At 59.9% G+C, this 24,035-nt stretch carries 26 protein-coding genes and 1 pseudogene; 15 read left to right on the top strand and 12 right to left on the bottom strand.

Features of this window, described 5'->3' with window-relative positions; genetic code table 11:
- Nucleotides 1-4 precede the first annotated feature (4 nt).
- Genes gspG through AC0L8G_RS13525 form a run of 9 tightly spaced genes read left to right on the top strand, consistent with a single transcriptional unit; the run spans nucleotide 5 to nucleotide 5,907 of the window.
- A complete protein-coding gene (gspG, locus tag AC0L8G_RS13565) occupies nucleotides 5-466 on the top strand; it encodes a type II secretion system major pseudopilin GspG (RefSeq protein ID WP_473384716.1) in 462 nt (153 codons plus the stop codon).
- Nucleotides 459-989 carry a type II secretion system minor pseudopilin GspH gene (gene gspH / locus AC0L8G_RS13560; protein ID WP_473384715.1) on the top strand — a complete coding sequence of 177 codons (531 nt, stop codon included), beginning with the start codon at nucleotides 459-461 and terminating at the stop codon, nucleotides 987-989. Before gspG ends, gspH begins: the two co-directional genes overlap by 8 nt.
- Entirely contained in the window at nucleotides 973-1,341 is a 369-nt protein-coding gene (gene gspI / locus AC0L8G_RS13555; protein WP_473384714.1) for a type II secretion system minor pseudopilin GspI, read from the top strand. The genes gspH and gspI overlap by 17 nt, the downstream gene beginning before the upstream one ends.
- On the top strand, nucleotides 1,338-1,997 hold the full coding sequence (gene gspJ / locus AC0L8G_RS13550; protein WP_473384713.1) for a type II secretion system minor pseudopilin GspJ: 660 nt from the start codon (nucleotides 1,338-1,340) through the stop codon (nucleotides 1,995-1,997). The genes gspI and gspJ overlap by 4 nt, the downstream gene beginning before the upstream one ends.
- Nucleotides 1,994-2,962: a type II secretion system minor pseudopilin GspK gene (gene gspK / locus AC0L8G_RS13545; RefSeq protein WP_473384712.1), complete on the top strand. Its 969-nt coding sequence runs from the start codon at nucleotides 1,994-1,996 to the stop codon at nucleotides 2,960-2,962. The genes gspJ and gspK overlap by 4 nt, the downstream gene beginning before the upstream one ends.
- Nucleotides 2,959-4,155, top strand: a complete 1,197-nt coding sequence (gspL, locus tag AC0L8G_RS13540) for a type II secretion system protein GspL (RefSeq protein ID WP_473384711.1) — start codon at nucleotides 2,959-2,961, stop codon at nucleotides 4,153-4,155. The genes gspK and gspL overlap by 4 nt, the downstream gene beginning before the upstream one ends.
- On the top strand, nucleotides 4,152-4,616 hold the full coding sequence (gene gspM / locus AC0L8G_RS13535; RefSeq protein ID WP_473384710.1) for a type II secretion system protein GspM: 465 nt from the start codon (nucleotides 4,152-4,154) through the stop codon (nucleotides 4,614-4,616). The genes gspL and gspM overlap by 4 nt, the downstream gene beginning before the upstream one ends.
- Complete coding sequence (gspN, locus tag AC0L8G_RS13530; protein WP_473384709.1) at nucleotides 4,613-5,392, top strand: type II secretion system protein N; 780 nt, start codon at nucleotides 4,613-4,615, stop codon at nucleotides 5,390-5,392. Before gspM ends, gspN begins: the two co-directional genes overlap by 4 nt.
- Entirely contained in the window at nucleotides 5,389-5,907 is a 519-nt protein-coding gene (locus AC0L8G_RS13525) for a hypothetical protein (RefSeq protein ID WP_473384708.1), read from the top strand. The genes gspN and AC0L8G_RS13525 overlap by 4 nt, the downstream gene beginning before the upstream one ends.
- Before the next feature lie 24 nt (nucleotides 5,908-5,931).
- On the opposite strand, the gene AC0L8G_RS13520 is transcribed toward AC0L8G_RS13525, so the two are convergent.
- Nucleotides 5,932-6,627 carry a ZIP family metal transporter gene (locus AC0L8G_RS13520; RefSeq protein WP_473384707.1) on the bottom strand — a complete coding sequence of 232 codons (696 nt, stop codon included), beginning with the start codon at nucleotides 6,625-6,627 and terminating at the stop codon, nucleotides 5,932-5,934.
- 329 nt (nucleotides 6,628-6,956) lie between these two features.
- On the opposite strand from AC0L8G_RS13520, the pseudogene AC0L8G_RS13515 reads away from it, so the two are divergent.
- Nucleotides 6,957-7,133 (top strand): annotated as a pseudogene (locus AC0L8G_RS13515) (cation efflux transmembrane domain-containing protein); the annotation flags it as partial.
- 52 nt (nucleotides 7,134-7,185) lie between these two features.
- Nucleotides 7,186-8,004: a cation diffusion facilitator family transporter gene (locus tag AC0L8G_RS13510; RefSeq protein WP_473384706.1), complete on the top strand. Its 819-nt coding sequence runs from the start codon at nucleotides 7,186-7,188 to the stop codon at nucleotides 8,002-8,004.
- Here the strand turns inward: AC0L8G_RS13510 and AC0L8G_RS13505 are convergent.
- The 7 genes from AC0L8G_RS13505 to AC0L8G_RS13475 form a co-directional block, all read right to left on the bottom strand.
- Complete coding sequence (locus tag AC0L8G_RS13505; RefSeq protein WP_473384705.1) at nucleotides 7,964-9,301, bottom strand: putative O-glycosylation ligase, exosortase A system-associated; 1,338 nt, start codon at nucleotides 9,299-9,301, stop codon at nucleotides 7,964-7,966. The two genes, AC0L8G_RS13510 and AC0L8G_RS13505, sit on opposite strands and share 41 nt — an antisense overlap.
- A gap of 87 nt (nucleotides 9,302-9,388) precedes the next feature.
- Nucleotides 9,389-10,381: a P1 family peptidase gene (locus tag AC0L8G_RS13500; RefSeq protein ID WP_473384704.1), complete on the bottom strand. Its 993-nt coding sequence runs from the start codon at nucleotides 10,379-10,381 to the stop codon at nucleotides 9,389-9,391.
- A 4-nt stretch (nucleotides 10,382-10,385) separates the two neighbouring features.
- Nucleotides 10,386-12,020: a dipeptide ABC transporter ATP-binding protein gene (locus AC0L8G_RS13495; RefSeq protein WP_473384703.1), complete on the bottom strand. Its 1,635-nt coding sequence runs from the start codon at nucleotides 12,018-12,020 to the stop codon at nucleotides 10,386-10,388.
- Nucleotides 12,017-12,856 (bottom strand): ABC transporter permease, encoded by an 840-nt coding sequence (locus AC0L8G_RS13490; RefSeq protein WP_473384702.1) that lies wholly within the window; start codon nucleotides 12,854-12,856, stop codon nucleotides 12,017-12,019. The genes AC0L8G_RS13495 and AC0L8G_RS13490 overlap by 4 nt, the downstream gene beginning before the upstream one ends.
- A gap of 2 nt (nucleotides 12,857-12,858) precedes the next feature.
- Nucleotides 12,859-15,411 (bottom strand): ABC transporter substrate-binding protein, encoded by a 2,553-nt coding sequence (locus tag AC0L8G_RS13485; protein ID WP_473384701.1) that lies wholly within the window; start codon nucleotides 15,409-15,411, stop codon nucleotides 12,859-12,861.
- Nucleotides 15,402-16,268, bottom strand: a complete 867-nt coding sequence (hemF, locus tag AC0L8G_RS13480) for an oxygen-dependent coproporphyrinogen oxidase (RefSeq protein WP_473384700.1) — start codon at nucleotides 16,266-16,268, stop codon at nucleotides 15,402-15,404. The genes AC0L8G_RS13485 and hemF overlap by 10 nt, the downstream gene beginning before the upstream one ends.
- 2 nt (nucleotides 16,269-16,270) lie before the next feature.
- Nucleotides 16,271-16,717 (bottom strand): tRNA (cytidine(34)-2'-O)-methyltransferase, encoded by a 447-nt coding sequence (locus AC0L8G_RS13475; protein ID WP_473384699.1) that lies wholly within the window; start codon nucleotides 16,715-16,717, stop codon nucleotides 16,271-16,273.
- Between the two features lie 154 nt (nucleotides 16,718-16,871).
- On the opposite strand from AC0L8G_RS13475, the gene petA reads away from it, so the two are divergent.
- From petA to AC0L8G_RS13455, 4 genes are all read left to right on the top strand, one after another.
- Nucleotides 16,872-17,468 (top strand): ubiquinol-cytochrome c reductase iron-sulfur subunit, encoded by a 597-nt coding sequence (gene petA / locus AC0L8G_RS13470; RefSeq protein ID WP_473384698.1) that lies wholly within the window; start codon nucleotides 16,872-16,874, stop codon nucleotides 17,466-17,468.
- A gap of 14 nt (nucleotides 17,469-17,482) precedes the next feature.
- On the top strand, nucleotides 17,483-18,775 hold the full coding sequence (locus AC0L8G_RS13465) for a cytochrome b (RefSeq protein WP_473384697.1): 1,293 nt from the start codon (nucleotides 17,483-17,485) through the stop codon (nucleotides 18,773-18,775).
- A gap of 14 nt (nucleotides 18,776-18,789) precedes the next feature.
- Entirely contained in the window at nucleotides 18,790-19,713 is a 924-nt protein-coding gene (locus AC0L8G_RS13460; protein WP_473384696.1) for a cytochrome c1, read from the top strand.
- Nucleotides 19,714-19,787: 74 nt separating this feature from the next.
- Nucleotides 19,788-20,669 carry an S-methyl-5'-thioadenosine phosphorylase gene (locus AC0L8G_RS13455; protein WP_473384695.1) on the top strand — a complete coding sequence of 294 codons (882 nt, stop codon included), beginning with the start codon at nucleotides 19,788-19,790 and terminating at the stop codon, nucleotides 20,667-20,669.
- Here the strand turns inward: AC0L8G_RS13455 and AC0L8G_RS13450 are convergent.
- From AC0L8G_RS13450 to AC0L8G_RS13435, 4 genes are all read right to left on the bottom strand, one after another.
- The gene (locus AC0L8G_RS13450; RefSeq protein WP_473384694.1) at nucleotides 20,659-21,375 is read right to left on the bottom strand and encodes a hypothetical protein; all 717 of its coding nucleotides are present in this window, start codon (nucleotides 21,373-21,375) and stop codon (nucleotides 20,659-20,661) included. The genes AC0L8G_RS13455 and AC0L8G_RS13450 overlap by 11 nt on opposite strands.
- Nucleotides 21,376-21,446: 71 nt before the next feature.
- A complete protein-coding gene (ychF, locus tag AC0L8G_RS13445) occupies nucleotides 21,447-22,544 on the bottom strand; it encodes a redox-regulated ATPase YchF (protein WP_473384693.1) in 1,098 nt (365 codons plus the stop codon).
- Between the two features lie 12 nt (nucleotides 22,545-22,556).
- Entirely contained in the window at nucleotides 22,557-23,255 is a 699-nt protein-coding gene (gene pth, locus AC0L8G_RS13440) for an aminoacyl-tRNA hydrolase (RefSeq protein WP_473384692.1), read from the bottom strand.
- Nucleotides 23,256-23,303: 48 nt separating this feature from the next.
- The gene (locus AC0L8G_RS13435) at nucleotides 23,304-23,957 is read right to left on the bottom strand and encodes a 50S ribosomal protein L25/general stress protein Ctc (RefSeq protein ID WP_473384691.1); all 654 of its coding nucleotides are present in this window, start codon (nucleotides 23,955-23,957) and stop codon (nucleotides 23,304-23,306) included.
- Nucleotides 23,958-24,035 lie beyond the last annotated feature (78 nt).

Below are 24,035 nucleotides of genomic sequence, written 5' to 3'. Positions count from 1 at the left end.
TCATATGAAATTCATTTTCCCGTCCTCAAAAAAGCGCCGCGCGCAAAAAGGCTTTTCGCTGGTTGAACTGCTCGTCGCGCTGGCGATCCTCGCGTTGATCTCGGCGATTGTGGTGGTCAATGTGCTGCCCGCCCGCGACAAGGCGGCGGTCGATACGACCAAAATCGAAATCAGCAATATTGAAGCGACGCTCGATCAATACCGCCTCGACATGCTGAACTATCCAACATCGCAGCAAGGGCTTGAGGCGTTGATCAATGCGCCGTCCGATGTGCGCAATCCCGGCAATTACCGCCCCGGCGGATATTTGCGCGGCGGCGTGCCGACCGACCCCTGGGGCAATCCCTATCAGTACCGTTTCCCGGGCGAGCATGGCGGCGCTTACGATCTGTTTTCCTTTGGCGCGGATGGCGAGCCTGGCGGCGAGGGACTGAACGCCGATATCGGCAATTGGACGGATGAATAGACGCGCGACCATAAAGGCGCGCCAGCGCGGTGTTTCGCTGGTCGAAATTCTCATTGTGTTGATGATCGCCGCAATGGTTGCGGGCGTCGTTGTCATCAACCTGCCGCCCCCGCGCAGCAATGCGCAAGATGCGGGCGAACGTTTCGCCGCGCGCGTCACCCTGGCGGGCGAGCAGGCGGTGACCAGGGGCGAGATGATCGGCCTGCGTCTCGCAGAGGATAGCTACAGCTTTTACCGCTATAATCGCGGCGAATGGATAGAAATGGATAGCGCCGTCGCCGGCGAGGACAGCTTTCCAGAAGGCCTGACCGTCGATCTAACGCTTGCGGATGCAGCGAGAAAGAACGAGCGGTCGCAAACCAAAAAAGAAACCGAAGAACGTCCGCGCCCGAATATTCTGTTTTCGCCGACAGGTGAAACAACGCCCTTCGAAGTGTCCTTTGCACAGCGGCGGTCGACTATGCGGGTCGTTCAGGACAGCGCCGGTAAAGTGGAAGTGAAGAAAGATGTCGAGGCGCGGTAAGCAGCGCGGCGTAACGCTTGTTGAAACCCTCGTCGCTCTCGCGGTGATGGGGCTGATCATCGGCGCGCTGCTGGTGCTGATCGGCCAGAACTCCCGCTTTGCAGCGTCCATGCGCGACAAGACCATGGCCCAGATCGCGGCGGATAATCTGATGGTGGAGGCGATGGTGCTGTCTTCGGCGCTGGAGACCGGTGAAACCGAAGGCGAGATTGAAGTCGGCGAACAGCCGCTGCGGTTCAAACGCAGTATCGGGGAAACCGGTGTTGAAAATGTCCTGCGCATTGACATCACCATCAGCGCGGAAAACGGGCAGACCCTCGCCCGCGCAACCTCTATGCGGAGGTCGTCATGATCAGGGCGCAGCGTTCACAGCGCGGCATGACCTTGCCGGAAGTGCTGATCGCGCTTCTGGTTTTCGCAGCAATCGCCGCGACCAGCGTTTACGCCCTGCGCCTCGGCGTCGATAGCCGCGACCAGCTCGCCCGGGTTGATGACGAACTCAAGGCCTTTCAGATCGCCCGGGCGCTGATCAAGGAAGATATGGCGCAAGTGACCGGACGCCGGGTGCGCAATGAATATGGCGATATGGAAGAGACGGTGTTTCGCGGCAATCTCGAAAGCTTTGGCGCGCGCCGTGAAGATGACGAACGGCTGCTGGCCGCTTTTGTGCGGGGCGGCTGGATCAATCCCGATGCTGAAGCGCCCCGAAGCGCGCTGCAATATGTGGAATATATCTATCGCAACGGAGCGTTGATCCGCCGCGCGCGGGCCTATCTCGATGAGGCGTCCGGCGCCGATGTGTCGGAACGGGTTTTGTTCTCCGGTCTGAAAGACGTGCGGGCGGATTTCCTGCTGCGCGAGACGCGCGGCGAACTTGAATGGGCGGAAATCTGGCCGGTTGGCGCGGGGGCGACGCCACCACAAGCGGTTTCCCTTACCATCGAACGCGAAGGCCGTGCGCCGTTGCAGCAACTGTTCTGGATCGGCGCTGTGGGGGCAAGCCTATGAACCGGCGCGACCAACAACGCGGCGCTGCGCTTCTTATCGTGCTGTTGCTGGCGGCGACATTGTCGTTCGTCGCCTTGTCGGCGATGGAGCGCACAACCATGGCGGCGTCGCGCGCGGTAAACGTCAATGCGCGCGGGGAAGCGTTATGGGGCGCGCTCGGCGTAGAAACGCTGGCGCTTGCCGCCCTCGACGAGATTAAAAACCGGGATAATGGCGTCATGTCGCTCGACGACCCCTGGGCCACCGCGCCGATTGAGTTGCCGCTGGAAGAGGGCGCCGCCCGCGTGTTCTTTGCGGACGCGACCGCATGTTTCAATATCAATTCGCTGGGCGCGCCCTATGACGGTCGGAACGAGGAAGGCGCGGTCGCCGAATTCATCCGTCTTTCCGGCCATATCGGGATTAGCGAATTCGACGCGCGCGCGCTGGCGGAAGCCATTGGCGACTGGGTGGACGCGGACACCAACCGGCGCCCCCAAGGCGGCGAGGATGAGTATTACACTGTGCTGCCATCGCCCTATCGCACCGGGAACCAGCCGCTCGCCTCGCTGTCGGAATTGCGGGCGATCAAGGGTGTCACCCGCGAGCTTTATGGCGCGCTGAAACCTTATCTTTGTGCAGGCCGAGACGATGCGCCCATGCGGATCAATGTGAACATGCTGACTGAGCGCCACGCCCCGGTGCTGGCGGCGTTGCTTGGCGATGACGTCACCTTGCAGGCGGTAAAAGACATCATCGCGGCGCGCCCGCCGGGGGGCTACGTCAAAATCGAGGATTTCATGACCGTGCCGGCGATTGCGGGGCTGAATCTTACCGGGTCGGACCGGTTTGACGTGACCTCGCGCTACATGATGGCTCGTGCAGAGATTGTTTATGATACTGCCTTAATTGAGATGACATCGACCATTGAAACCGGAGGGCGCGGCGCGCAGGTGCTGGCGCGGCGCATCGGAGCCGAAGAGTGAACGAAACCTTAATCCTCCTTGCTGACGCGACGCCAGACGATCCCGTTCAATGGGCATTCGTCGGCGAGGATGGCGTCAATGTGTCGAACCGGTCAGATAACGCCGCAGGACTTGCGGCGATCGCCGAGCGCGCCGGAGCGGCGCGCGCCGTCGCCTGCATTCTGCGCGGCGAGACTGCGACCATGCGCGCCTTGCCGGTGCCGCCAAAATCGACGGCGCAGTTCCGGTCTGCGGCGAGCATGTTGCTGGAAGACGAACTCGCAGAAAATCTCGAGCAGGTTCATGTGGCGACGGCGCGCCATGACAGCGGCGCCGGGGTCGCGCTCGCTATCAAGAAATCGGAAATCGACGCCTGGCTCACGGCGCTTTCAGAGGCCGGCCTGTCGCCGGATATTATTACGGTCGATTATGCATTGACCCCCATGACGCCAGAGCGCGCCGTCATCATCGAAGCACCGGACCGTTTGTTCGGCGTGGTGGGGTTGAGAGGGTTCGCCGTCGACAAGCCGCTTGCAGGCAGCCTTTTGCCGTCTCTTTTAAAAGACGATGATTTACGCAAGGTCGTTTTCTGCACCTCGCCGGCATTCGTCACGGAAGGGCGCGACGGTTTAGAGGTTGAGCCGCGCGGGCGCATGGATGTCGAGGCGCTGTTCGGATTCATCGCCGAAGGGTTGGACAAGGCGCCGAATTTGCGTCACGGCGCATATCGCAAACGTCGCGACTGGCGGATGGCCATAGGGCCCTGGCGGCGCGTCGGCGTTCTCGCAGCGGCATCTGTCGCGGCCTTGATGCTGGTCAATATGGCGGTCAGCACGCGGGACATGCGAACCGCAGATCAATTGAAGGAAGAAACGCGCGCACTGCATGAAGCGGCGTTCCCGGATGCGGCGGGTGCGGACCCGCGCCTACATGCCCGTCAGATATTGGCGGCGGGCGGCGGGCGGCCGGTCTTTTTAGCGCTCACCAATTCCCTTGCTGAAGCGGTCGATGAAAATGACGGCGTTGAAATTGATCGCATCCGATATAACGCCGCACGCGGAGATTATTCAGTCAATCTGCACTTTGTCGATATCGCGCAGTTTGAAGCGTTTAAACGCGCGCTCGCTTCGCGTGGGCTAAGTGCGGCGGAAACCGGCGGCGTCGTGCGCGCGGGCGCGTTTTATCGCGGTCAATTGCAGGTGAGTTTTTCATGAGCGCTTGGTGGCATGATCTTTCTGCACGCGAACGCATGCTGATCCTTGCGGCGGCGGCGCTCGCTGGCGTGTTGCTGATCTCTTTAGGCGTCATTCGCCCGCTCGCGGACTGGCGAAGCTCAGCCGAACGCAGCGCGAAGAGTGCGCGCGACGACTATGAGCTGACCGCAGCAGCGGCGGCGGTCGCAGGCGGCGATACGCAATCCTCTCCATTTTCCCAGACGCCGATGCGTGATGCGCTGATCACCACGTCAAATGCAGCCGACATTCAGTTGATCCGTCTGGGGACGGAAATCAACAACCAGCTCGAAATTCAGGTGGAGCCGGTTGACGGTGATGTGTTCTTCGCCTGGCTTGCCGAACTGGAAAACCGGTACGGCGTCACCGTCGCTGTCGCCGACATTACACGCGGCCAATCCGGCGTGGTGAATACGCAGGTTTTGGTGTTTGAACGGCGATGACAGACCGCAAGCCCATATTCAAAGGTCTGAAAGCGCCGCTGGCCGGGGCGGCCGCAATCTTTATCGGAACGCTTATCTTTTCGGCGCCGCTCAGCGTGTTGTCGGCTTTCATCGATTTCGATGCGCAAGGCGTATCCTACAGTGAAGCGCGCGGTACGATCTGGCGCGGCGGCTATTCCGATCTTTCGGTGCGCGGCGCACCGCTGGGCGAGGTGTCGTTTCGGCTGGCGCCGTTATCCTTGCTGCGCGCTGCGCCAGCGCTGTCATTCAAGGCGCATGGCGGCGCGGTGACGGGCGAGGGGCGTGTGATCGCCGGACCGGGACAGAAACTGACGCTGGAAAACATTGCGGCTGATATCCGGTTGGGTGCGGTCGCGCCGCGCGGCGTATTTGGCGAACCGGCTCGCGGCATCGCGAAGGTCGATATCAAGCGCATCGCGTTTTCCCGCGTGAAGGGCTGCCGCGAGGCTGAGGGCGATTTGTGGACAGATGTGCTCGACGCCCCGGCGAAGCGGTTTAACCTGCCAGCGATGCCAATGTCCGGCGGCGTTGCTTGCGAGGATGAGCGGCTGGTGGTTTCGCTCGCTGGCGCCAATACGAGCGCTGACGCGCAAGTGGTGCTTCGGGTCGACCGGACGCTCGCTTATGAGATCGCGGCGACGGCGCGCCCGGCGGAAGAAAGCGTCGCCTCCGCCTTGCGGGTGTTTGGATTTGAGGACGATAATGGCGCTCTGATCTACGGATCAGCCGGCGTGTTCAGAGGGACGGGATCATGATCCGCACGACCATAGCAATTCTGTCGGCCGTCGCCCTGACGGGCGCCTGTGCGACGACCGGAACTTCTTCGGGATCGCCAGCGGGCGCCAAAGCGTCGCGTAATACTGAGTCTGCGCCGCTCGATCTGGCGAGTTCAGATTTCGCATCGCAAGGATTGCGGGCGGTCAGCGATGGCCGGATTCCGTCCAAGGAATGCGGCATGGTGTTGTGGTCGCTTGAAGGGACACGGCCCGCTGCGGTTTTTCAGTTTGTGTCGGGCAAAAATGCGGAAGTGAACATTGCCGGGAAGCCGGTTCGCCTGACGCGCACGGACTACAGCGGCGCAGCCGGATTCGGCGTTTATGAGCGCCAGCATTTTGAAAGCACTGAGGGCGTCAGCATCGAAGTGACGGCGCGTTTCGGCCTTGAATTCAGTGACGGGGCCTATCTTGAGCAGGGATTGATCAAGATCAGCGACAGCGCAGGCTGGAGCATGGTCACGCCGGCGGCCGGGATCGCCGGTTGCCGTCCATAGTCTAGAGCGCCGTCATACCGGGCTCTAATGCATCCCCGATAAATGCTGCAGGATAATCGCGGCTGTGCCGAAGACGACACCAAGCATTGCGAGGTCATAGCCGCGCTTGTCAGGTGATGCCGCCGCATGAGGCCCGAGATGCACGATCAGCACATAGATCAGCGCGCCCGCTGCGCCGCCCAGCATGGTGGCGATGGGCGGGTCTTCTGCGAGACTGAACAGGGAGCCGCCAATCACGGCGCCGGCTATTGTGGTCGCCGCCGCCGCCGCAATGGATAGGATCATGGCGCGCCGTCGCGGCAAATTCGCCTGCGCCAGCAACGCATAGGCGATGACCCCTTCGGGAAATTCGTGAAACATCAAGCCGCTGGTGGCGAGCCAGCCGGTAAAGGGCGCTTCCTGAAACGAGGCTGAATAGACCACTCCGTCAAGAAATGAGTGCACTGCCAGCACAATGATCGAAGCGTAACCGAAGGTGAGGGCGGCGCCTTCCGGACGCTGGCTGACGGCGAATTGCACGGCGATGCCGATGAGGACCATGGCCATGAAGCCGCCGGCGACCCAGCTCAAAGCAAGCCTCGAAACGCTCAACGCTTCCGGGATCAGATGAAACGCCACGCCGACGGTCAAAAGTCCAACCGCAAAAGCTGAGCAATATCCGCTATTACGGCGCGCCCAATCGCTGAACGTCGCCATGGCGAAGACGCCAAGCGTGCTCATGGCCGCAGCCATCAGGCTCGCAATGAGCCCATCAATTATCGGAATGTCCCCAAGCAACCCGAAGGGCCCTTCCAGCCACTATTATGTTGAGCCGGCGCTACTTCCCCACCGGCTCCGTTCTAATCTCGCAAGGCGGGCAAGATAGCAATGAAAATGTTATCATGTCACGTTTTTTAAGCTCGAAAGCGACATTGTAACAGTCTGGGATGATGTTGAATTAACTGTGAAATACGCCCGCGCCGCCTTGCCCTTTTCCGCGCGTACAGACTATTGTCCGCACGCTTTGTACCGGTATCCGTGCGTAGAAAACGACGACAAACGGCGAGCGAATGGTTAACTGCAGTCACGACCATCATCAGTCATCAGGAAAGGTTGCAAAGCGCCTTTTGATGGCGTTCGCCGTGATCGTGGTTTTCATGGTCGTCGAGGCGATTGGCGGCCTGATTTCCGGTTCTCTCGCGCTGCTGGCGGATGCGACGCACATGCTGACTGACGCCTTGGCGCTCGGTCTCGCTGCTAGCGCGCAATATTTTTCCCGTCGTCCTGCGGATTCTGCGTTTGCATTTCGGTTATCGCCGAACGCAGGTGCTCGCCGCATTCGTGAACGGCGTCTTGCTGGCGATCCTGCTTGTCTGGATCGTGTTCGAGGCGGTGCGCCGTTTTATGGATCCGGTCGAAATCGATACGCAATTGATGCTCTGGGTCGCGATTGTCGGTTTCATCGCCAATGTTGTCGCGTTCTTTATCCTTCACCGTCCGGAAGAGCGTAACCTCAATATGCGCGGCGCCATGTTGCATGTGGTGAGCGACCTGCTCGGATCAGCGGCCGCTATTGTTGCAGCGCTGATAATCGGCGCCACCGGCTGGGTCGCAATCGATCCGGTGTTGTCGATCGCCGTCGCTGTGTTGATCGGCATCTCCGCGCTCCGGCTCATGCGCGAGACCGGGCACATCCTGCTTGAAGGCGCGCCGCTGGATATCGACCGCGAAGAATTGAAGTCCGGCTTGATCGCCGCCGCACCGCAAATAACAGGCGTGCACAATATTCAGATATCGCAAATCACGCCCGAGCAACCGCGTTTGACGCTGCATGCCTGTGTTAGTGACGCGAGCGATGCGGCAAGCGCATTGTCCGCTGCAAAAGCGTTTCTTGAAGAGCGCTACGACATTCACCATTCGACTATTCAGGTCGAGATTGGCGAAGACTGCCCCGATGCGAATGCGCCCGGCGAAGCGCATCATTCATTTGAGCCACATGGCCATGGACACAAGGCGGCGGAAAGCTTCAGGCGCCGGGCGGCGCGGCCTATGCCGGTTCTGACTGAGGCGCACTGTTCTAAGCTTGCCCTGCCGTCGACTGCTCCAGAATTTCTCTGAGCCTTTTGCGTCCGCGCCAGTTTCGCGACCGCGCAGCAGCAAGCGCATGACCTTCGGATTTGCGCTCGCCTGCGGTGAGTTTTGTGAGGGCGGCGACGAGCGCAATGACGATCAGATACCCATCCCACATTTCAAGCGAAACGGATGCGCCGCCGACGGCGAATACGAATATCGACATTTGCGCGTAATAGGCGAAACGCCATTTCCACGGCGCGATCTGCTGACTGGCGCGGGAGAGATAAATCCGCCACGCAGAAAAGAACGCGGTGGAAAAGAGCGCCAGATAGATGGCAAGCCCGACAAAACCGGCGCCGCCCAGCACTTCGAAATAGATGCTGTGCGCCGCCTTCGCTCGTTCGGCTCGGTCAAGATCAACTGATTGGGCGATCTCTTTTTGATAGGAGTTTCGCAGTCCAGCGCCGGTGACGGGGTGTTCGATGGCGAGCTTGGTATTGATGACCCAGGCGTCGACCCGCCCCATGAAGGACGCATCCTCTGTCGCTTTGCTGATCGTGCTCATGCGGTCGGTCCATTTGGCCGGCATGAAGGCGATGGTCGGAACCATGATCAGCGCAAGACCCGCAAGGATCGTGAATTTGTGTCTGGCCCGAATCCAGAAGAACCCGGCAAAGGCGATGAGCGCGAGAAACGCGCCGCGCGATTGCGTGCCGATGATCGCAATGATGGAGAGGCCAAAAAGCACCAGCAAACTCTGGCGGATGATCGGCCGGGAAGCTTCGGCGCGCAGATAGAGGATGAGCGGCAGGATCGATGCGATGGCGATGCCGAAATGATTATTGTCTTCGAGCACCGTGTTGGGCAGGCCTTGCACATGGAACTGGCCGAGCGTGACAAGGGTGAACAGCGCGCCTTTCGCGGCGAGAAATCCGATGCAGGCGACAATGGTCCAGACCAGCGCGTTGAAGCGCAGCTTGCCGCCTGCCATTTGAGCGCACAGCACGATGAATAGAAGCGTCTTGATAAAGCGGTCGTAATAGGGTGCGGAGTTGGCCGGATCGAGCGAGAAGGCTTGTGCGATGGTCAGCCAACCGGCGAATAAAATGATCAGCGCTGAAATCGGATCGAGGCGGAACTTTGCGATCTCGCCGGAGAATACATACGCCGCCATGGTGACCCCTGCGATGATCACGTTCAGCGGAACGCCATAGACGCCATAGGCGGCCTGATGCGGGGTCAGCAAGGTAAACCACGCCCAGGTCAGCAGACCGGCGAAAGGGTGGCGCAGGGCGGCCATGAGGCAGAGCGCCGTAAAACTGAGCAAAATAAGATCGCGCATGGGCCTGACGCCGGTTCAATACGGGAAAATTCCCGATCCGGGTTAAGCATATTCAAGGACCGGGCCGCCGCCAGTCGCGACGTTTAGTTAACTCTGCGCTTCGTAAACGGCGCGGGCGATGGCGCGGGTGAGACAGTCAGCCGCCGCGGCGCCGATGCGCGCGACCAGACCATGGCGCAGGGGCGGCGGATCGGACGGCAGTTCCTTTTTCGCGGTCGCCACTGCGAAAACAATATCGCCGTCAAAGGCTGTATGCGCGGGACGCACTGCGCGTGCGATGCCGTCATGGGCCATCATGGCGATGCGTTTGGCCTCCACATTAGTGAGGTCCGCATTGGTGGCGACGATGGCGATGGTGGTGTTGGTTCCCGCTTCGATACGCATATGCAGCCGCGATTTGTCCGGGAAGGGTTCAGCATGCTCCCGCGATGTCGGAGGCTTGCGGCCGCCGAATTCATCGCCAATTTCATAGGGCCAGGCGTGAAAGTTTTCGCCATCCGCCATATAGACAGAGCCTACCGGATTGGCGGCGACCAGCGCGCCTACGGTCACGCCATTTTCCAGCAATAGCGACGCGGAACCGAGCCCGCCTTTTGCAATGCCCGCCATGGCGCCGCGCCCTGCGCCGGAAGCGCCAAGCGAAAATTCATCTCCGGCGCTTCGGACGGCTTGCATGCCAAGATCGCGATAGGGCGGGGCTTCGCCCCATTCCTTGTCGCCGTCATTGGCCAAATCATGAAGCACCGCCGCTGGAACAATGGGGATCGCCGGCCCTGCGCCGCTCAGCTTCAGGCCGACGCCGTCAACGGATAGCGCGCTGGCGGCGCCGTCAGCGGCGGCGAGGCCGAACACAGAGCCGCCGGTGAGCACAATCGCATCGGCGCGGCCAACGAGATTTTCAGATGAAAGCACGTCGGTTTCGCGCGTGCCCGGCGCGCCGCCGCGCACATCGACGGCGGTGACATAAGCATGGGCGCAGCGCAGCACCGTGACTCCGGTCTGGACTTTTTCATCCGTCGCATTGCCGACAGAGATGCCCTCCACATCGGTGATCAGATTGCGTGGGCCCGGTTTAAACATGTGCTCAGCCATTCTTTCCAGTGTCCGATCCTGCGTGCGGCGTTTCTTCAGAGTTTCGCCATCGTATCACAGGCGCCGCCGCAATCAGGCGTTTTGTATAGTCGTTTTCCGGGGCGGCGAAAATCCGCGTAGTTTCGCCTGTTTCGACGATTTCACCATCCTTCATCACCAACACCCTGTCGGCGATATCGCGGATGACGGACAAATCATGGGTGATGAACAGGAACGAAACGCCGCGCGCCGCGGAGAGCGTCTGCAGCAATTGGAGGATGTGATTGCGAGAGGCGATGTCGAGCGCTGAAGTCGCCTCGTCCAGCACAATAAGCTCCGGATCGGTGGCGAGGGCGCGGGCGATTGCGATGCGCTGGCGCTGGCCGCCGGAAAAGGCATGGGGGTATTTGTCGAGCGCATCGGCGGCCAGGCCGACGCTTTCGATCAAGCCGGCGGCGCGTTCCCGCTTTTGCGAGTTTGTCAGCGGCGTATCGAAAAGGTGAAATGGTTCGGCGAGGATCTCGGCGATGCGCTGTCGCGGATTGAAACTGGAATAGGGGTCCTGGAAAACGATCTGGATTTTCCGGCGCAGACGCCGCATCGCCGTTTCATTTTGTGCTGGGAAGCTTTCTCCGCCGATTGTTGCGCGCCCTTCGGCAAGGGGATGCAACCCAAGCAAGGCTTTTGCGAGCGTGGACTTGCCGCATCCGGACTCACCTACCAGGCCCAGCGTTTCGCCTTTTGAAATCTGGAAATTGGCGTTGCGCACGGCGCGAAACACGGTTGGCTTGGCGAACAGGGAATGGCGCGCATTGACGTAATCGCAGCAAAGATTTTCTGCGATGAGCGCGGTCTCGCCGGGCGTGCGTTCGGAAGCGCCGCGTTTCACCCGCGCCGGAATGAATTCCTTCGCCAGAGAGGCAGATGCATTTGCGTAAAAATCATCGGCGCTTTCATTGGCGACAATACGGCCTTCTTTCATCACGGCGATACGGTCGGAAATATGAGAGACGACGGCCAAATCATGCGTAATGAGAAGAAGCGCGCAGCCCTCTTCTTTTGCCAGCGTTTTCAAAAGATCGAGAATTTCCGCCTGTGTGGTGACGTCGAGGGCGGTGGTGGGCTCGTCCGCGATCAGCACTTTCGGGCGCATCGCGATAGCAATGGCGATGACGGCGCGCTGGCGCTGTCCGCCGGAAAGCTCATGCGGGCGCTTGTCGGGAGAAACCTCAGCGGCGGGAAGGCCTGCGCGAGCGAGTGCGGCCTTTGCTCTCTCCATCGCCTCGCCGCGAGTGATCTTTTCATGAGCGAGAAAGGTCTCCGCGACCTGCGCGCCGATGCTCTGCAACGGGTTGAGCGCCGTCATCGGCTCCTGAAACACCATGGCGATCTTGCGCCCGCGCAAGTCGCATTTGGCGCTTTCGCGCATAGCCAGCACATTGTCGCCGTCAATGAGGATTTCGCCTGAAATCTCCGCCGCGCCCGGCGCCAACCCGATCATGGCTAGCGCCGTCATCGACTTGCCCGATCCGGACCGGCCAATCAGTCCGGTGATCTCGCCCTTGTTCAAGGACAAGCTCACGCCTGAGAGAATTTGCGCATCGCCGATCCGCAAAGAGAGGTTTTTGATCGCTAACGCTTCGCTCACATCGCCCCCACTATGCGGTGAGGGTCGAACCGGCGGCGCAATCCGTCGCCTAAAAGATTGAGGCCGAAAACGAAAAGAAAAATTGCCAGGCCCGGAAAGATGGCGAGCCATGGCGCGAAGCTGACCATGGTCTGGCTCTCCGCCAACATGCGACCCCAGCTCGGTGCGGGCGGCTGCGCGCCGAGGCCCACATAAGAGAGCGCCGCCTCCGCGAGCACGGCCAGCGAGAACTGCACGGTCGCCTGCACGATCAGCACAGGCGTGATATTCGGCAGGACGTGTTCAAGCGATATCCGGAAGCGGTTCTTTCCGGCGGTCCGGGCGCTCAACACATAACCCCGCGTCCAGATCGGCAGCGCCGAGCCTCTGGTGAGACGCGCAAACACCGGAATGTTGAAAATGCCGATAGCAATGATCGCATTGATCGCGCCTGGGCCATACACGGCGGTGATGAGAATAGCCAAAATAAGCGCGGGAAAAGCAAAGACCACATCGCTCATTCGCATCACGGCGTCTTCGACAATCCCGCGCGTCGCCGCCGCCAGCAAGCCGAGCGGCACGCCAATGAGCATGCCCATGCCGACAGCCACCAGCGCCACGGTGATGGATGTCCGCGCGCCAACCATGATCATGGAGAAAACATCGCGCCCGAGATGATTGGCGCCAAGCCAGTGATTGAGGGATGGCGCCGACAGCCTGGCGTCGACATCAAGCGCGGTGACCGCATGCGGCGCCCAAAAGAAGGAAAGGATCCCCATCAGGACAAACAATGCGACGAGGGCAACGCCGGTCGCCAGGCCGGCATCCGACCGTAGCGAGGTAATGATGGCGCGCATGTTCATTGCCTGCCCCCGTTCAGGCGCGGATCGACAATGGCGTAGGCGAGGTCGACGAGAAATGCGATGGCGACGACAGCAAACACCAGCACCATGACGACGCTTTCCACGACGATGAGGTCGCGTTGGGCGATGGCTTGAAACACCATGCGCCCGAGCCCCGGCAAGTAGAATACATTTTCGATGATGACGCCGCCCGCGAGCAAAAACGCAAATTGCAGGCCGAGAATGGTCAGCACCGGGATCAGGGCGTTGCGCAGAGCGTGACTGGTCAGTGTTTCGCGGCGCGTCAAACCTTTCGCCCGGGCGGTTCGAATATAGTCTTCGCGCAGGGTTTCGATTGTCGATGAGCGCATGATCTGCGTGAGGATCGCCGCTTGCGGCAGGGCAAGCGCTACGGCGGGCAGGAAAAGCGCTTTTAGCGCCAGAAAAAATCCTGCGTCCCAGCCGGGAAAGCCGCCTGCGGAAAACCATCGCAGAGAGACGGCGAAAACCATCACCAGCAATATGGCGAGCCAGAAATTCGGAATGGCGACGCCCGCTTGCGCGGCCGCGACGATCGTTTTTCCGCCGGCGCGATTGCGCCATGCGGCGGCGGCGAGTCCTGCGGGAATGCCGATAGCAGTGGAGATGGCGAAAGCCATGAGCGCCAGCGGTAGGGAAACCCAAATGCGTTCCGCCATGAGTTCGGCGACGGGCGTGCGATAGGTATAGCTGACGCCGAAATCGCCCGTAAGAATGCCGCCGATCCAATCGCCATAGCGTGCGAGCAGTGATTTGTTGAGGCCAAGTTCGGCCTTAAGGGCTGCGACCGCAGCGGGATCGGCGTTCAGACCCATCATGAAGGCGGCCGGATCGCCGGGCGCGACTTCGATAAGCAAGAATATTACAAGCGAGGCCGCAAAAAGCGTCAGCGCCATGGACAGTGCGCGATTTGCAAGAAACGCCGGGCTGGCCTTCGCGAATATGGCGACGACGGCGAATGCGCCGGCGATGAAAACAAAAATAGGCCAGAGCGGCATGGTTTTCACGGTGCGCTGCTCGTCCGGTGCGATGGCGGCACGCCCTGTGACATCCGCCTTGGTGAGATCGTTTGCCTGAAGCGGCGCATTCGCCCACACGCCAGTGACGTCCTTCGACCAGACCGCGACTTTCGGACCGGACGCGATGAACACATTCACCGCATCGTCAGCAATAATCTTCTGGGCTTGCCGATAAAGCGCATCGCGCCGCGCCGGATCACTCTCGCCGCGCAAGTCAGCAATGACCCGTTTGAAACCGTCACTACTATATTGGAAGTAATAGTCGTCGCGGGCGTAAATCTCGATGTCGAGAGGCTCTGTGTGGGAAACGATGGTGAGGTCGTAATTCTTGTTGGCGAAGACCTGATCGAGCCATTGCGCCCACTCAATATTGCGGATTTCGACTTTGATCCCAACGGCTTCCAGTTCCGCCGCAATCACTTCGCCGCCGCGGCGCGCATAAGCGGGCGGGGGCAGGGCGAGCGTTGTTTTGAACCCATCAGGGTAACCGGCTTCGGCAAGCAGGCGCCGCGCCTCGGAAGGGTCATAAGCGTACAGGTCCGTCAGGTCTTCATAGGCGGGGTGGTGCGGAGGAAAGTGACTGCCGATAGGAACCCCGAAACCGAACAGGCCCGCCTCGATCACGGCGCGTTTATTCACGGCGTGGTTGAGGGCGCGGCGCACGCGGATGTCATCGAAGGGCGGTTCGCCATTGTTGATGGCGAGAATCATTTCGCCTTCGCTTGTTCCGGTGATGATGTTGAAGCGATTGTCGCGCGCAATGAGGCCAAGATTTTCCGCTGCCGGGTAATTTGGAAAACCGTCAACGTCGCCGGCCATGAGCGCAGCGAAGGCGGCCGTCGGATCGGGAATGAAAATAAAATTGATTTGATCGAGCGCAGGATGCGCCCCCCAATAGGCGTCATTGCGGATCAATGTCGCCGAAGCGCCCTTGCGCCACCGTTGAAATTTGAACGGCCCGGTGCCGACCGGGTTGCTCGCATTTGTTGCGGCGCTCTCAGGCGCAACGATGACAGCATCGCCCCAGCCGAGATAGGTCGCAAAGGCGCCAAGCGGTTCCTTCAGCGTGATGCGCACCCGGTGACTGTCTGTCGCCGTCACGCTCTCGATCATTTCAAATATCGGCCGCTGTGCGTTGGTGGAGCCGGGCGCGCGGGCGCGGTTCAGCGTAAACACTACATCCGCTGCGTCGAACAGGGTTCCATCGTGAAAGGCGACGTTCTTGCGCAGGACAAAGTCGTAGATGCGCCCATCTGCAGATACGGTCCAGCTTTCCGCAAGCAACGGCGACACGGAGCCGTCTTCATTGATGCGCGTCAGCCCCTCAAACAGATTGGCGTAGACAATCTCGTCAATTGCAGCGGCGGCGCCGCTGGTCGGATCAAGATTGGGCGGCTCCAGTTGAACGCCGATATTGAGCGCGCCGGATGCAAAGGCGGCGGGCGCAAAAAAAATGGCGAGCGCCAGAGCGGCGAGGGCGCGCAGCAAAATCAAAGGAGACCTTACGGCCATTTTGCTTCCGGCGGCAGCGACGAAAGAATGGAGTCCACATTGCCGCCGGTCTTCAGGCCAAAGGTCGTGCCGCGATCATAAAGCAGGTTGAACTCCGCGTAGCGCCCGCGCTGGATCAACTGCTTCTCCCGGTCGTCATCCGTCCAGGGCTGATCCATTCGTTTGGCGACAAGCGCCGGATAGATTTCACGAAAGGCGCGGCCCACATCCTTGGTGAAGGCGAAATCCTTGTCCCAGTCGCCGCTATTATGACGGTCATAGAAAATGCCGCCTACGCCGCGCGGCTCTTTGCGATGCGGAAGATAGAAATAATCGTCGCACCATTTTTTGTATTTCGGAAAATACGCCTCGTCATGCGCGTCGCATGCGGTTTTCATGGCGGCGTGAAAGATCTGCGTGTCTTCATGGGTTTCGCTGCGATAGGCGGGATGCATCGGGTTGAGATCGCCGCCGCCGCCGAACCAGCTTTTCGTCGTCACGATCATGCGCGTGTTCATATGCGCGGCGGGCGCGTGCGGGTTGCGCGGATGGGCGATCAGCGAAATGCCCGACGCCCAGAAGCGCGGATCTTCCTCCGCACCCGGAATTTGCTTGCGGAATTCTTCGGAGAATTCCCCATGAACCGTAGAGACGTGGATGCCGGCTTTTTCAAAGACGCGGCTATGGAGAATGCCCATGACGCCGCCGCCTTGCTCCGGCCCGCGCTCCCACGGGGTCAGCTCGAACCGGCCAGGCTCCATGCCGGCGTAAGGCGGCCCGGCCTCGGCTTCGAGTTTTTCAAAACTGGCGCAGATCTGGTCGCGCAGTTTTTCGAACCAGGCTCTGGCGGTTTGTTTCTTATTTTCGAGGTCCGTCATGTTTATTCCCAGCCAATCTGCCGTCGCGCTTCGGCCAGAGTCACCGCCGCCGCGACGGAGACATTGAGCGAACGCGCTCCGGGCGCCAAGGGCACTTTCAGCCGCGCATCAGCCCGGGCGTGGACTTCCTCCGGCGCCCCGGCGCTCTCTCGTCCCATTAAGATCACGTCATCGCTTTTAAAGTCGAAATCCCAAAGCGTTTGCTCAGCCCGGGTTGTCAGCAGCAAAAGGCGCGAATCGCCAAGGGTTTCCAGGAATTTTTCCCAGCTCGAATGGGCCGTCGGACCCGCCGCAGCCCCGTAATCCATGGCCACCCGGCGCACCTGGCGCGAATCAAGGGGAAAGCCGCAAGGCTCAATGACATCCATTCGGGCCCCGAAACAGGCCGCGGCGCGAATCGCCGCGCCGACATTTTGGGGTATATCCGGTTGATAGAGAGCTAGGCGCATGGGGCTGTTTTTGCATAGTTTTCCCCTTCTGTCCTAGCCCTGTCGCGACGCTAGGCCGCAGCGCTTCCTCGCCTAGACTTTGTACATAGGACATGCCAAACACCCCCGCGATTCTACTGTTTTGGGGCGCATCCTTCCAAAGGCGACGAGGGCCATGACGACATCCGACGTGAGCGAAAACGGCGAACCGACCCGCCGCGACTTTATTCATATTTTTGGCATAGCCACCGCCGCCGCAGGTGCGGGCGCTGTGCTGTGGCCGCTGGTTGACCAGATGAACCCAGACGCTTCGGTGCTGGCGCTGTCGACCAAAGAGGTTGATCTGGCCTCTGTGCCGGCCGGCCAGGCGATCAAGGTGATGTGGCAGGGCAAACCTGTCTTCATTCGTCACCGGACCGCCGAGGAGATCAAGGAAGGCGAAGCCACGCCGGTCTCCGCGTTGAAAGACGGCGTTGCGCGCAACGACAATATTGGCGGCAAGGACGAGGCGACCGATGATGCGCGCGTTACCGCATCCGATGGTGTCGCGCGTCCGGAATGGTTGATCCTTGTCGGTGTCTGCACCCATCTCGGCTGCATTCCACTCGGCACCAGCGCCGGCGAAAATCGCGGCGACTACAATGGCTGGTTCTGTCCCTGCCATGGGTCGCATTACGATATTGCAGGCCGCATTCGCAAAGGACCGGCGCCGGAGAATCTTCCCGTGCCGTCTTACCAGTTCGTTTCCGACACAGTCGTAAAAATCGGCTAGGAGAGCGAGAAACAATGAGCCACGCTTCCACTTACACGCCTTCAACCGGCATCGAGAAATGGCTGGACCGGCGCCTGCCAATCATCCGCATGAGTGCGGATTTCATGGATTTCCCGACTCCGAAAAACCTCAACTATTGGTGGACTTTCGGCGCGATCCTCGCCGTATGTCTGGTGATCCAGATTATCACCGGCATCATTCTCGCCATGCATTACACGCCGCATACGTCGATGGCCTTCGCCAGCGTCGAACACATCATGCGCGATGTGAATTATGGCTGGCTGTTCCGTTATGTGCACGCCAATGGCGCGTCGATGTTCTTCATCGCGGTCTATATCCACATGTTCCGGGGACTGTATTACGGATCATATAAAGAGCCGCGCGAAGTCGTCTGGATGCTCGGCGTTGTGATCTATCTTCTGATGATGGCGACGGGCTTCCTCGGATATGTGCTCCCATGGGGCCAGATGTCCTATTGGGGCGCGACGGTTATCACCAACCTGTTCTCGGCGATCCCGGTTGTCGGTGAATCGATCCGTACGCTGCTTTGGGGCGGCTTCTCAGTCGATAACCCAACGCTGAACCGGTTCTTCTCGCTGCACTACCTGCTGCCTTTCGCGATCTTTGGCGTGGTGGCGCTCCACATCTGGGCGTTCCACACTTCCGGCAACAACAACCCGGCTGGCGTCGAAGTGAAAGACGTCAAGAAAGACACAGTGCCGTTCCACCCGTATTATACGGTGAAGGACGGGTTCGCGATCGTGGTCTTCCTGATCCTGTTCGCCGCCTTCGTGTTCTTTAATCCGAACAGCCTTGGCCACGCAGACAATTATATCGAAGCGAACCCGCTTTCGACGCCGGCGTCGATCGTGCCCGAATGGTACTACCTGCCATTCTACGCGATCTTGCGCGCCATCACCTTTGATATCGGCCCGATCTCGTCGAAACTGGGCGGCGTCATTGCAATGTTCTCATCGATCCTGATCTTGTTCGTGCTGCCCTGGCTCGACACGTCGAAAGTACGCTCCATGCGCTACCGCCCGATTGCGAAGCTGTGGTTTGTGCTGTTCGTCATTGTCTGCCTGGTTCTGGGCTGGCTCGGCGGCAAACCGGCGGAAGGCGTCTATGTCATGTGGGCACAAATCTGCACGGCGTATTATTTCGGCTTCTTCCTGATCATCCTGCCTTTGCTGGGCATTTTGGAGACGCCGAAACCGCTGCCGCGCTCGATCGCTGAATCAGTGCTGCCTAAGACACCGAAAGTAGAAACCTCCGCCGCGCCCGGCGCGCCTGCGGCCGCGGAATAGGGGACCGTCAACCGATGAAACGCATGATCACCTTCCGCACCTTGATGGTCGCACTCGTTGCGGTCTTTGCTGGGCACTCGGCGGCGCTGGCCGCCAGCGGCAAAGCAAAACACCCGCATGAGCAGCACTGGCACTTTTCGGGGCCTTTCGGGACATTTGATAAAGACGCGCTGCAACGCGGCTATCAGGTGTACGAAACGGTGTGCTCGAACTGCCATGGGCTCGAGCTGGTTTCGTTCCGCAATCTTGGGCAAAAGGGCGGGCCGTTCCATCTCGACTCTTGCCCTGCGGGCATTCCGGATTCAGTCGACTGCTCGAACCCTAACGACAATCCGATCGTGAAAGCGCTCGCGTCGAACTACAAATACCAGGTTGCGGATGGTCCGGATGACAGCGGCGACATGTTCACACGTCCCGCCGTGCCGTCTGACCGCATTCCGGGGCCTTACGCCAACGAAGTGCTTGCGCGTTTGGCGAACAACAATGCGTTGCCGCCGGATCTGTCGCTGATCATCAAGGCGCGTCACAGCGGTGCGGACTATGTCTACAGCCTGCTGACCGGCTATGAAGACGTGCCGGCGACGGTCGAGATCGCACCGGGCCAGCATTACAACCCATACTTCCATGGCGACATGTCTCAGGCGTTGAAGCCGGAATTCGTGCATGACGGCCATGTGGTGGACGGTGTTGAGGTGCCGCTGGGCGGCGTGCTCGCCATGGCGCCGCCGCTCGCTGACGGCATTATCGAATATGGCGATGGCAGCCCGCAAACGGTGGATCAATACGCCACGGATGTCGTTGAGTTCTTGATGTGGGCGGCTGAGCCGAAACTCGAAGCGCGCAAGTCGCTCGGCGTGATGACGATCATCTATCTGATCATCCTCGCGATCATCCTCTACTGGTCTTACCGCAAAATCTGGGCGAATCTGAAGAAATAGATCTGACGGATTTGCGATTTTGAATTGAAGACGGCGGCGCATAGACTGCGCCGCCGTTTTTATTTGAGGAAGACATGGCGGACCACAAACGCGTTCTCGGCTTTATCGGCGGCTCTGGGGTCTATTCGATGGATGCGCTTGAGGGCGCGGAGCGGATCGACATCGATACGCCTTGGGGCGCGCCGTCGGACGCCCTGACGCGCGGCAAGCTCCACGGCGTAGACGTCGTATTCCTCGCTCGTCACGGGGCGGGGCATAAGTTACCGCCATCTCAGGTGAACTACCGCGCAAATATAGATGCGATGAAGCGCGTCGGCGTCACGGATCTGATTTCGGTCTCCGCTTGCGGCTCGTTTCGCGAGGAGCTTTCGCCGGGAACGTTTGTCGTCGTCGACCAGTTCATTGACCGCACCAGCCAGCGCGAGAAAAGTTTTTTCGGGCCAGGCTTTGTCGCCCATGTATCCATGGCTGACCCTGTCTGTCCGGCGCTGGGCGATGCGATGGAGGCATCCTGCAAGGCGCTCAACATTCCGGTGCGGCGCGGCGGAACCTATATCGCGATTGACGGCCCGCAATTTTCATCACGCGCTGAATCGCATCTCTATCGGTCCTGGGGCTGCGATGTGATAGGCATGACCAACATGCCGGAAGCCAAACTTGCGAGGGAGGCGGAGCTTCCTTACGCGACAGCGGCGATGGTGACCGACTATGATGGCTGGCGCGAGCAGGACGGGCCGGTGGAGGTCGGACTGATTCTCGAGACGCTCAAGCAAAACACCGCCAATGCAGCGCGAATGGTTTCCGATCTCACGCGGCGACTGGGCCCCGTGCGCGCTTCATCGCCCCTGGGGATAGAAACTATGCTGGATATGGCGGTGATTACGGCGCCGACGGCGCGCGATCCGGAAATGGTGAAGAAGCTGGACGCGGTAGCGGGCCGTTTGTTTACGCGTTGACTGCAAATTGCTCCGGATGCAGCGTTTCAAGATGCGCTGCGATCGGGTCGGCGGCGATCTCCACTGTCCATTCGCTCATCTCTTCGCTGATGATCGAGAGCTTCAGCCCATAAGCCGCGCCCATATGGGTCTGCCAGTCATTCAGCGCCATGACGGCGACGCCGCGATTATTGCGGCGTTCAAAGCGCAAGGCGCTGGCGATCCAGCGCGTTCCATGGGCGCCGATCCAGACAGTGTTGATGTTTTCGAGCATCGCCGGGTCTGCGGTAATGATCGACAGAAGGTGGCGGTTAAAGCCCGGCTCGAAGTCCTGTCCGGATGAAATCAGCGCGCGGGCAGGAAAGCTGGACGCAACCCTGATGAACGGACTGGTCACGCTGAGGCCCATATCGTGATCGGTTTGCGCCTCGGTTGCCGGCGCATGGCCGCGCGTCATCATCTCGAGTGATGCGTTGCTAAGCACAACGGCGAAGCCTTCCGGAAATACCCGGACCACTTCGCCTTTTATGTCGGGCAGGCCGCCAAACCGCACATCGACAACATCGCCGGTCTGTACGGCGGCGTCGCTTCTGATGGCGAGGCTGCGGGAGGTGAAATTCAGGGTGTCGCTGAGGACTTCCGGTCCGCCATTGACGGAGAACCGGACATCGAACGCTGCGTGAAAGCGCTGCGCCTTGCGGCGATCTATTGGCTCTACAACACTCATAAGGCCGAACTATAGTGAGTTCGACTTAAGCGCGCGTAAAAACATGCTGAATAAAAGGTTAAGAAAGGCGCTTAAGTGTTGAAGCGGAAATGCATGACATCGCCGTCGCGGACCACATATTCCTTGCCCTCAAGGCGCATTTTTCCTGCTTCTTTGGCGCCTTGCTCGCCCTTCAGGGCGACATAGTCGTCAAACGCAATCGTTTCGGCGCGGATGAAGCCTTTTTCAAAATCCGTGTGAATGACGCCGGCCGCTTGCGGCGCTGTGGCGCCGCGTCTTACGGTCCAGGCGCGCGCTTCTTTTGGCCCCACGGTGAAATAGGTCTGCAGACCGAGCAAATCGAAGCCAGTGCTGATCAGGCGGTTGAGGCCGGGCTCCTGCAGGCCGATGGTTTCCAAATATTCAGCCTGTTCTTCATCGGCGAGTTGCGCCAGCTCAGATTCGATCTTGGCGGAGATGACCACAGCCGCAGCGCCTTCCTTTGCAGCGCATTGCTCAACATGGCGTGAATAGTCATTGCCTTCAGCGGCGGAGGCTTCATCCACATTCGCGACAAACAGAACCGGCTTTGAGGTCAGCAATTGCAGGCCGCTCCACGCCTTTTTGTCATCATCGGCAATGTCCGCGTTGCGCGCGGGGTTGCCATCGCGCAATTGTTCAAGCGCGAGATCGACAAGAACGATCTGAGCTTTCGCTTCCTTGTCCTGGCCCTTGGCTTTTTTCTCAAGATTGGCGCGCCGCTTCTCAAGACTTTCGAGATCGGCGAGCATCAGTTCCGTTTCGGCCGTTTCAAAATCAGAAATCGGGTCGATCTTGTTCGAAACATGCGTGATGTCGTCATCATCGAAACAGCGCAGCACATAAACCACGGCATCGACTTCACGGATATTGGCGAGAAATTGATTGCCGAGGCCTTCGCCTTTCGAGGCGCCTTTAACCAGGCCTGCAATGTCGACGAACTGCATCCGTGCGGGAATGATTTCTTTTGAACCGGCGATCTCGGCCAATTGCTTCAGGCGCGGTTCGGGCACCGCGACGTCGCCCACATTCGGCTCAATCGTGCAGAACGGATAGTTCGCGGCCTGCGCCGCCGCTGTCTTGGTGAGCGCATTGAAAAGCGTGGACTTGCCCACATTCGGCAAACCGACAATGCCGCATTTAAAACCCATGTCGCGTGCTTTCTATTGATCGTCGTCGCGTCTTTTCCTGAACGCTTCTGCAAAAGGGTTCAACTCCGATTCCGGGGCTGAGGATGTGTTTTCATCTGCGCTCGCGGCAGGCTTGGGCGCGGGTGGTTTTTTCTTTGGACGCTCAGGCGCGAGTCGTTGGGCGATGGCGGTCGCAAAGCGATTTTCATTTGCATCAGCCAGAAAGTCCGCTTCGCTGGCGATGGCGGCGAGCATCGGCTCAAGCCAGTCCTGATCGGCCTTGGCGAAGTCGCCAAGCACATGACCGGTGACGCGGGCTTTGTCGCCCGGATGGCCGATGCCGATCCGCACCCGTTTGAAGCCGTTGCCGATATGCGAATCGATGGAGCGGATGCCGTTATGGCCCGCCGCGCCGCCGCCGGTCTTTATTTTAAGCTTGCCTGGCGCGAGATCGAGCTCGTCGTAGAAAACGATGACCTCGGCAGGGTCAATCTTGTAGAACCGCGCTGCCTCGCCGACCGACTGGCCGGAATCATTCATATAGGTCTGCGGCTTGAGGATCAGCGCCTTTTCGCCGCCAATCACGCCCTCGCGCAACTGCCCCTGGAATTTGGCGCGCGCCAGTCCAAAGCCTTTTGCATCGGCAATGGCGTCCACGGCCATAAAGCCGACATTGTGCCGGTGACGGGCGTATTTTTCGCCAGGATTGCCAAGACCTACAAGAAGCAGCATCACGCGCTCCAGATGGTCGGGGGCCGTGGTGAATAAAAGAGGAGGGGATTACTCCTCTTTATCACCTTCTTCTTTGTCTTCTTCGCCTTCAGCGGAAGCTTCCTCGTCGCCATCATCAGCAGAACGAAGGGCAGACGGTGCGGCGATGGTCGCAATCGTGAAGTCACGATCCGTAATCGTAAAGGTCACGCCTTCAGGCAGAGAGATCGCGGAGCCGTGGATGCCGTCGCCAACATCAAGGCCGGTGACGTCGATTTCGAACACTTCCGGGATCGCCGTCGCCGGAGCGTAAACTTCGACCGCGTGGCGCACGACGTTCAAGACGCCGCCTTTTTTGAGGCCCGGCGAATCTTCTTCATTGATGAAGCGAACCTGCACATCGACATTGATGCGGGTCTTTTCATCGACGCGCATCAGATCCACATGGACCGGAAAGCCCTTGACCGGATGCACCTGAACGTCACGCGCGATGACCGGCTGCTGGCCTTCTTCGCCGGGAACATCGATCTTGGCGAGGTGTGCGAGCAGGCGGCCGCTGAGAAACGCCTTGTTTACCTCATTCGACTTGAGGCTGATCGCCACAGGGTCCACGCCGCCGCCATAAAGCACGCCAGGCACCCAGCCTTCACGCCGCGCCGCCTGGGCTCCGCCCGTACCGGTCCGCTGGCGAGGTTCACAATGAAAAATGTCTGTCTGTGCCATGGTCTCGGCGTCCTTCGTGCAAAAGCCGCCGGAGCGGCGAGCCTCGTTTCGGGCTCCCGCAGCGGCGGAGAATTCCTA

It is taken from the genome of Hyphococcus sp. D3-15, assembly GCF_055809375.1.
The sequence above is the reverse complement of the archived record's forward strand: the minus strand, read 5'-3'. Positions and strand labels throughout refer to the sequence as shown.

What these genes read in the sequence shown, in the direction of transcription:
- gspG (WP_473384716.1), top strand. Translation starts at nt 5, where the DNA reads ATGAAATTCATTTTCCCGTCCTCAAAAAAGCGCCGCGCGCAAAAAGGC.
- gspH (WP_473384715.1), top strand. Translation starts at nt 459, where the DNA reads ATGAATAGACGCGCGACCATAAAGGCGCGCCAGCGCGGTGTTTCGCTG.
- gspI (WP_473384714.1), top strand. Translation starts at nt 973, where the DNA reads ATGTCGAGGCGCGGTAAGCAGCGCGGCGTAACGCTTGTTGAAACCCTC.
- gspJ (WP_473384713.1), top strand. Translation starts at nt 1,338, where the DNA reads ATGATCAGGGCGCAGCGTTCACAGCGCGGCATGACCTTGCCGGAAGTG.
- gspK (WP_473384712.1), top strand. Translation starts at nt 1,994, where the DNA reads ATGAACCGGCGCGACCAACAACGCGGCGCTGCGCTTCTTATCGTGCTG.
- gspM (WP_473384710.1), top strand. Translation starts at nt 4,152, where the DNA reads ATGAGCGCTTGGTGGCATGATCTTTCTGCACGCGAACGCATGCTGATC.
- gspN (WP_473384709.1), top strand. Translation starts at nt 4,613, where the DNA reads ATGACAGACCGCAAGCCCATATTCAAAGGTCTGAAAGCGCCGCTGGCC.
- AC0L8G_RS13525 (WP_473384708.1), top strand. Translation starts at nt 5,389, where the DNA reads ATGATCCGCACGACCATAGCAATTCTGTCGGCCGTCGCCCTGACGGGC.
- AC0L8G_RS13520 (WP_473384707.1), bottom strand. Translation starts at nt 6,627, where the DNA reads ATGAGCACGCTTGGCGTCTTCGCCATGGCGACGTTCAGCGATTGGGCG.
- AC0L8G_RS13505 (WP_473384705.1), bottom strand. Translation starts at nt 9,301, where the DNA reads ATGCGCGATCTTATTTTGCTCAGTTTTACGGCGCTCTGCCTCATGGCC.
- AC0L8G_RS13500 (WP_473384704.1), bottom strand. Translation starts at nt 10,381, where the DNA reads ATGTTTAAACCGGGCCCACGCAATCTGATCACCGATGTGGAGGGCATC.
- AC0L8G_RS13490 (WP_473384702.1), bottom strand. Translation starts at nt 12,856, where the DNA reads ATGCGCGCCATCATTACCTCGCTACGGTCGGATGCCGGCCTGGCGACC.
- AC0L8G_RS13485 (WP_473384701.1), bottom strand. Translation starts at nt 15,411, where the DNA reads ATGGCCGTAAGGTCTCCTTTGATTTTGCTGCGCGCCCTCGCCGCTCTG.
- hemF (WP_473384700.1), bottom strand. Translation starts at nt 16,268, where the DNA reads ATGACGGACCTCGAAAATAAGAAACAAACCGCCAGAGCCTGGTTCGAA.
- AC0L8G_RS13475 (WP_473384699.1), bottom strand. Translation starts at nt 16,717, where the DNA reads ATGCGCCTAGCTCTCTATCAACCGGATATACCCCAAAATGTCGGCGCG.
- petA (WP_473384698.1), top strand. Translation starts at nt 16,872, where the DNA reads ATGACGACATCCGACGTGAGCGAAAACGGCGAACCGACCCGCCGCGAC.
- AC0L8G_RS13465 (WP_473384697.1), top strand. Translation starts at nt 17,483, where the DNA reads ATGAGCCACGCTTCCACTTACACGCCTTCAACCGGCATCGAGAAATGG.
- AC0L8G_RS13460 (WP_473384696.1), top strand. Translation starts at nt 18,790, where the DNA reads ATGAAACGCATGATCACCTTCCGCACCTTGATGGTCGCACTCGTTGCG.
- AC0L8G_RS13455 (WP_473384695.1), top strand. Translation starts at nt 19,788, where the DNA reads ATGGCGGACCACAAACGCGTTCTCGGCTTTATCGGCGGCTCTGGGGTC.
- AC0L8G_RS13450 (WP_473384694.1), bottom strand. Translation starts at nt 21,375, where the DNA reads ATGAGTGTTGTAGAGCCAATAGATCGCCGCAAGGCGCAGCGCTTTCAC.
- ychF (WP_473384693.1), bottom strand. Translation starts at nt 22,544, where the DNA reads ATGGGTTTTAAATGCGGCATTGTCGGTTTGCCGAATGTGGGCAAGTCC.
- pth (WP_473384692.1), bottom strand. Translation starts at nt 23,255, where the DNA reads ATGCTGCTTCTTGTAGGTCTTGGCAATCCTGGCGAAAAATACGCCCGT.
- AC0L8G_RS13435 (WP_473384691.1), bottom strand. Translation starts at nt 23,957, where the DNA reads ATGGCACAGACAGACATTTTTCATTGTGAACCTCGCCAGCGGACCGGT.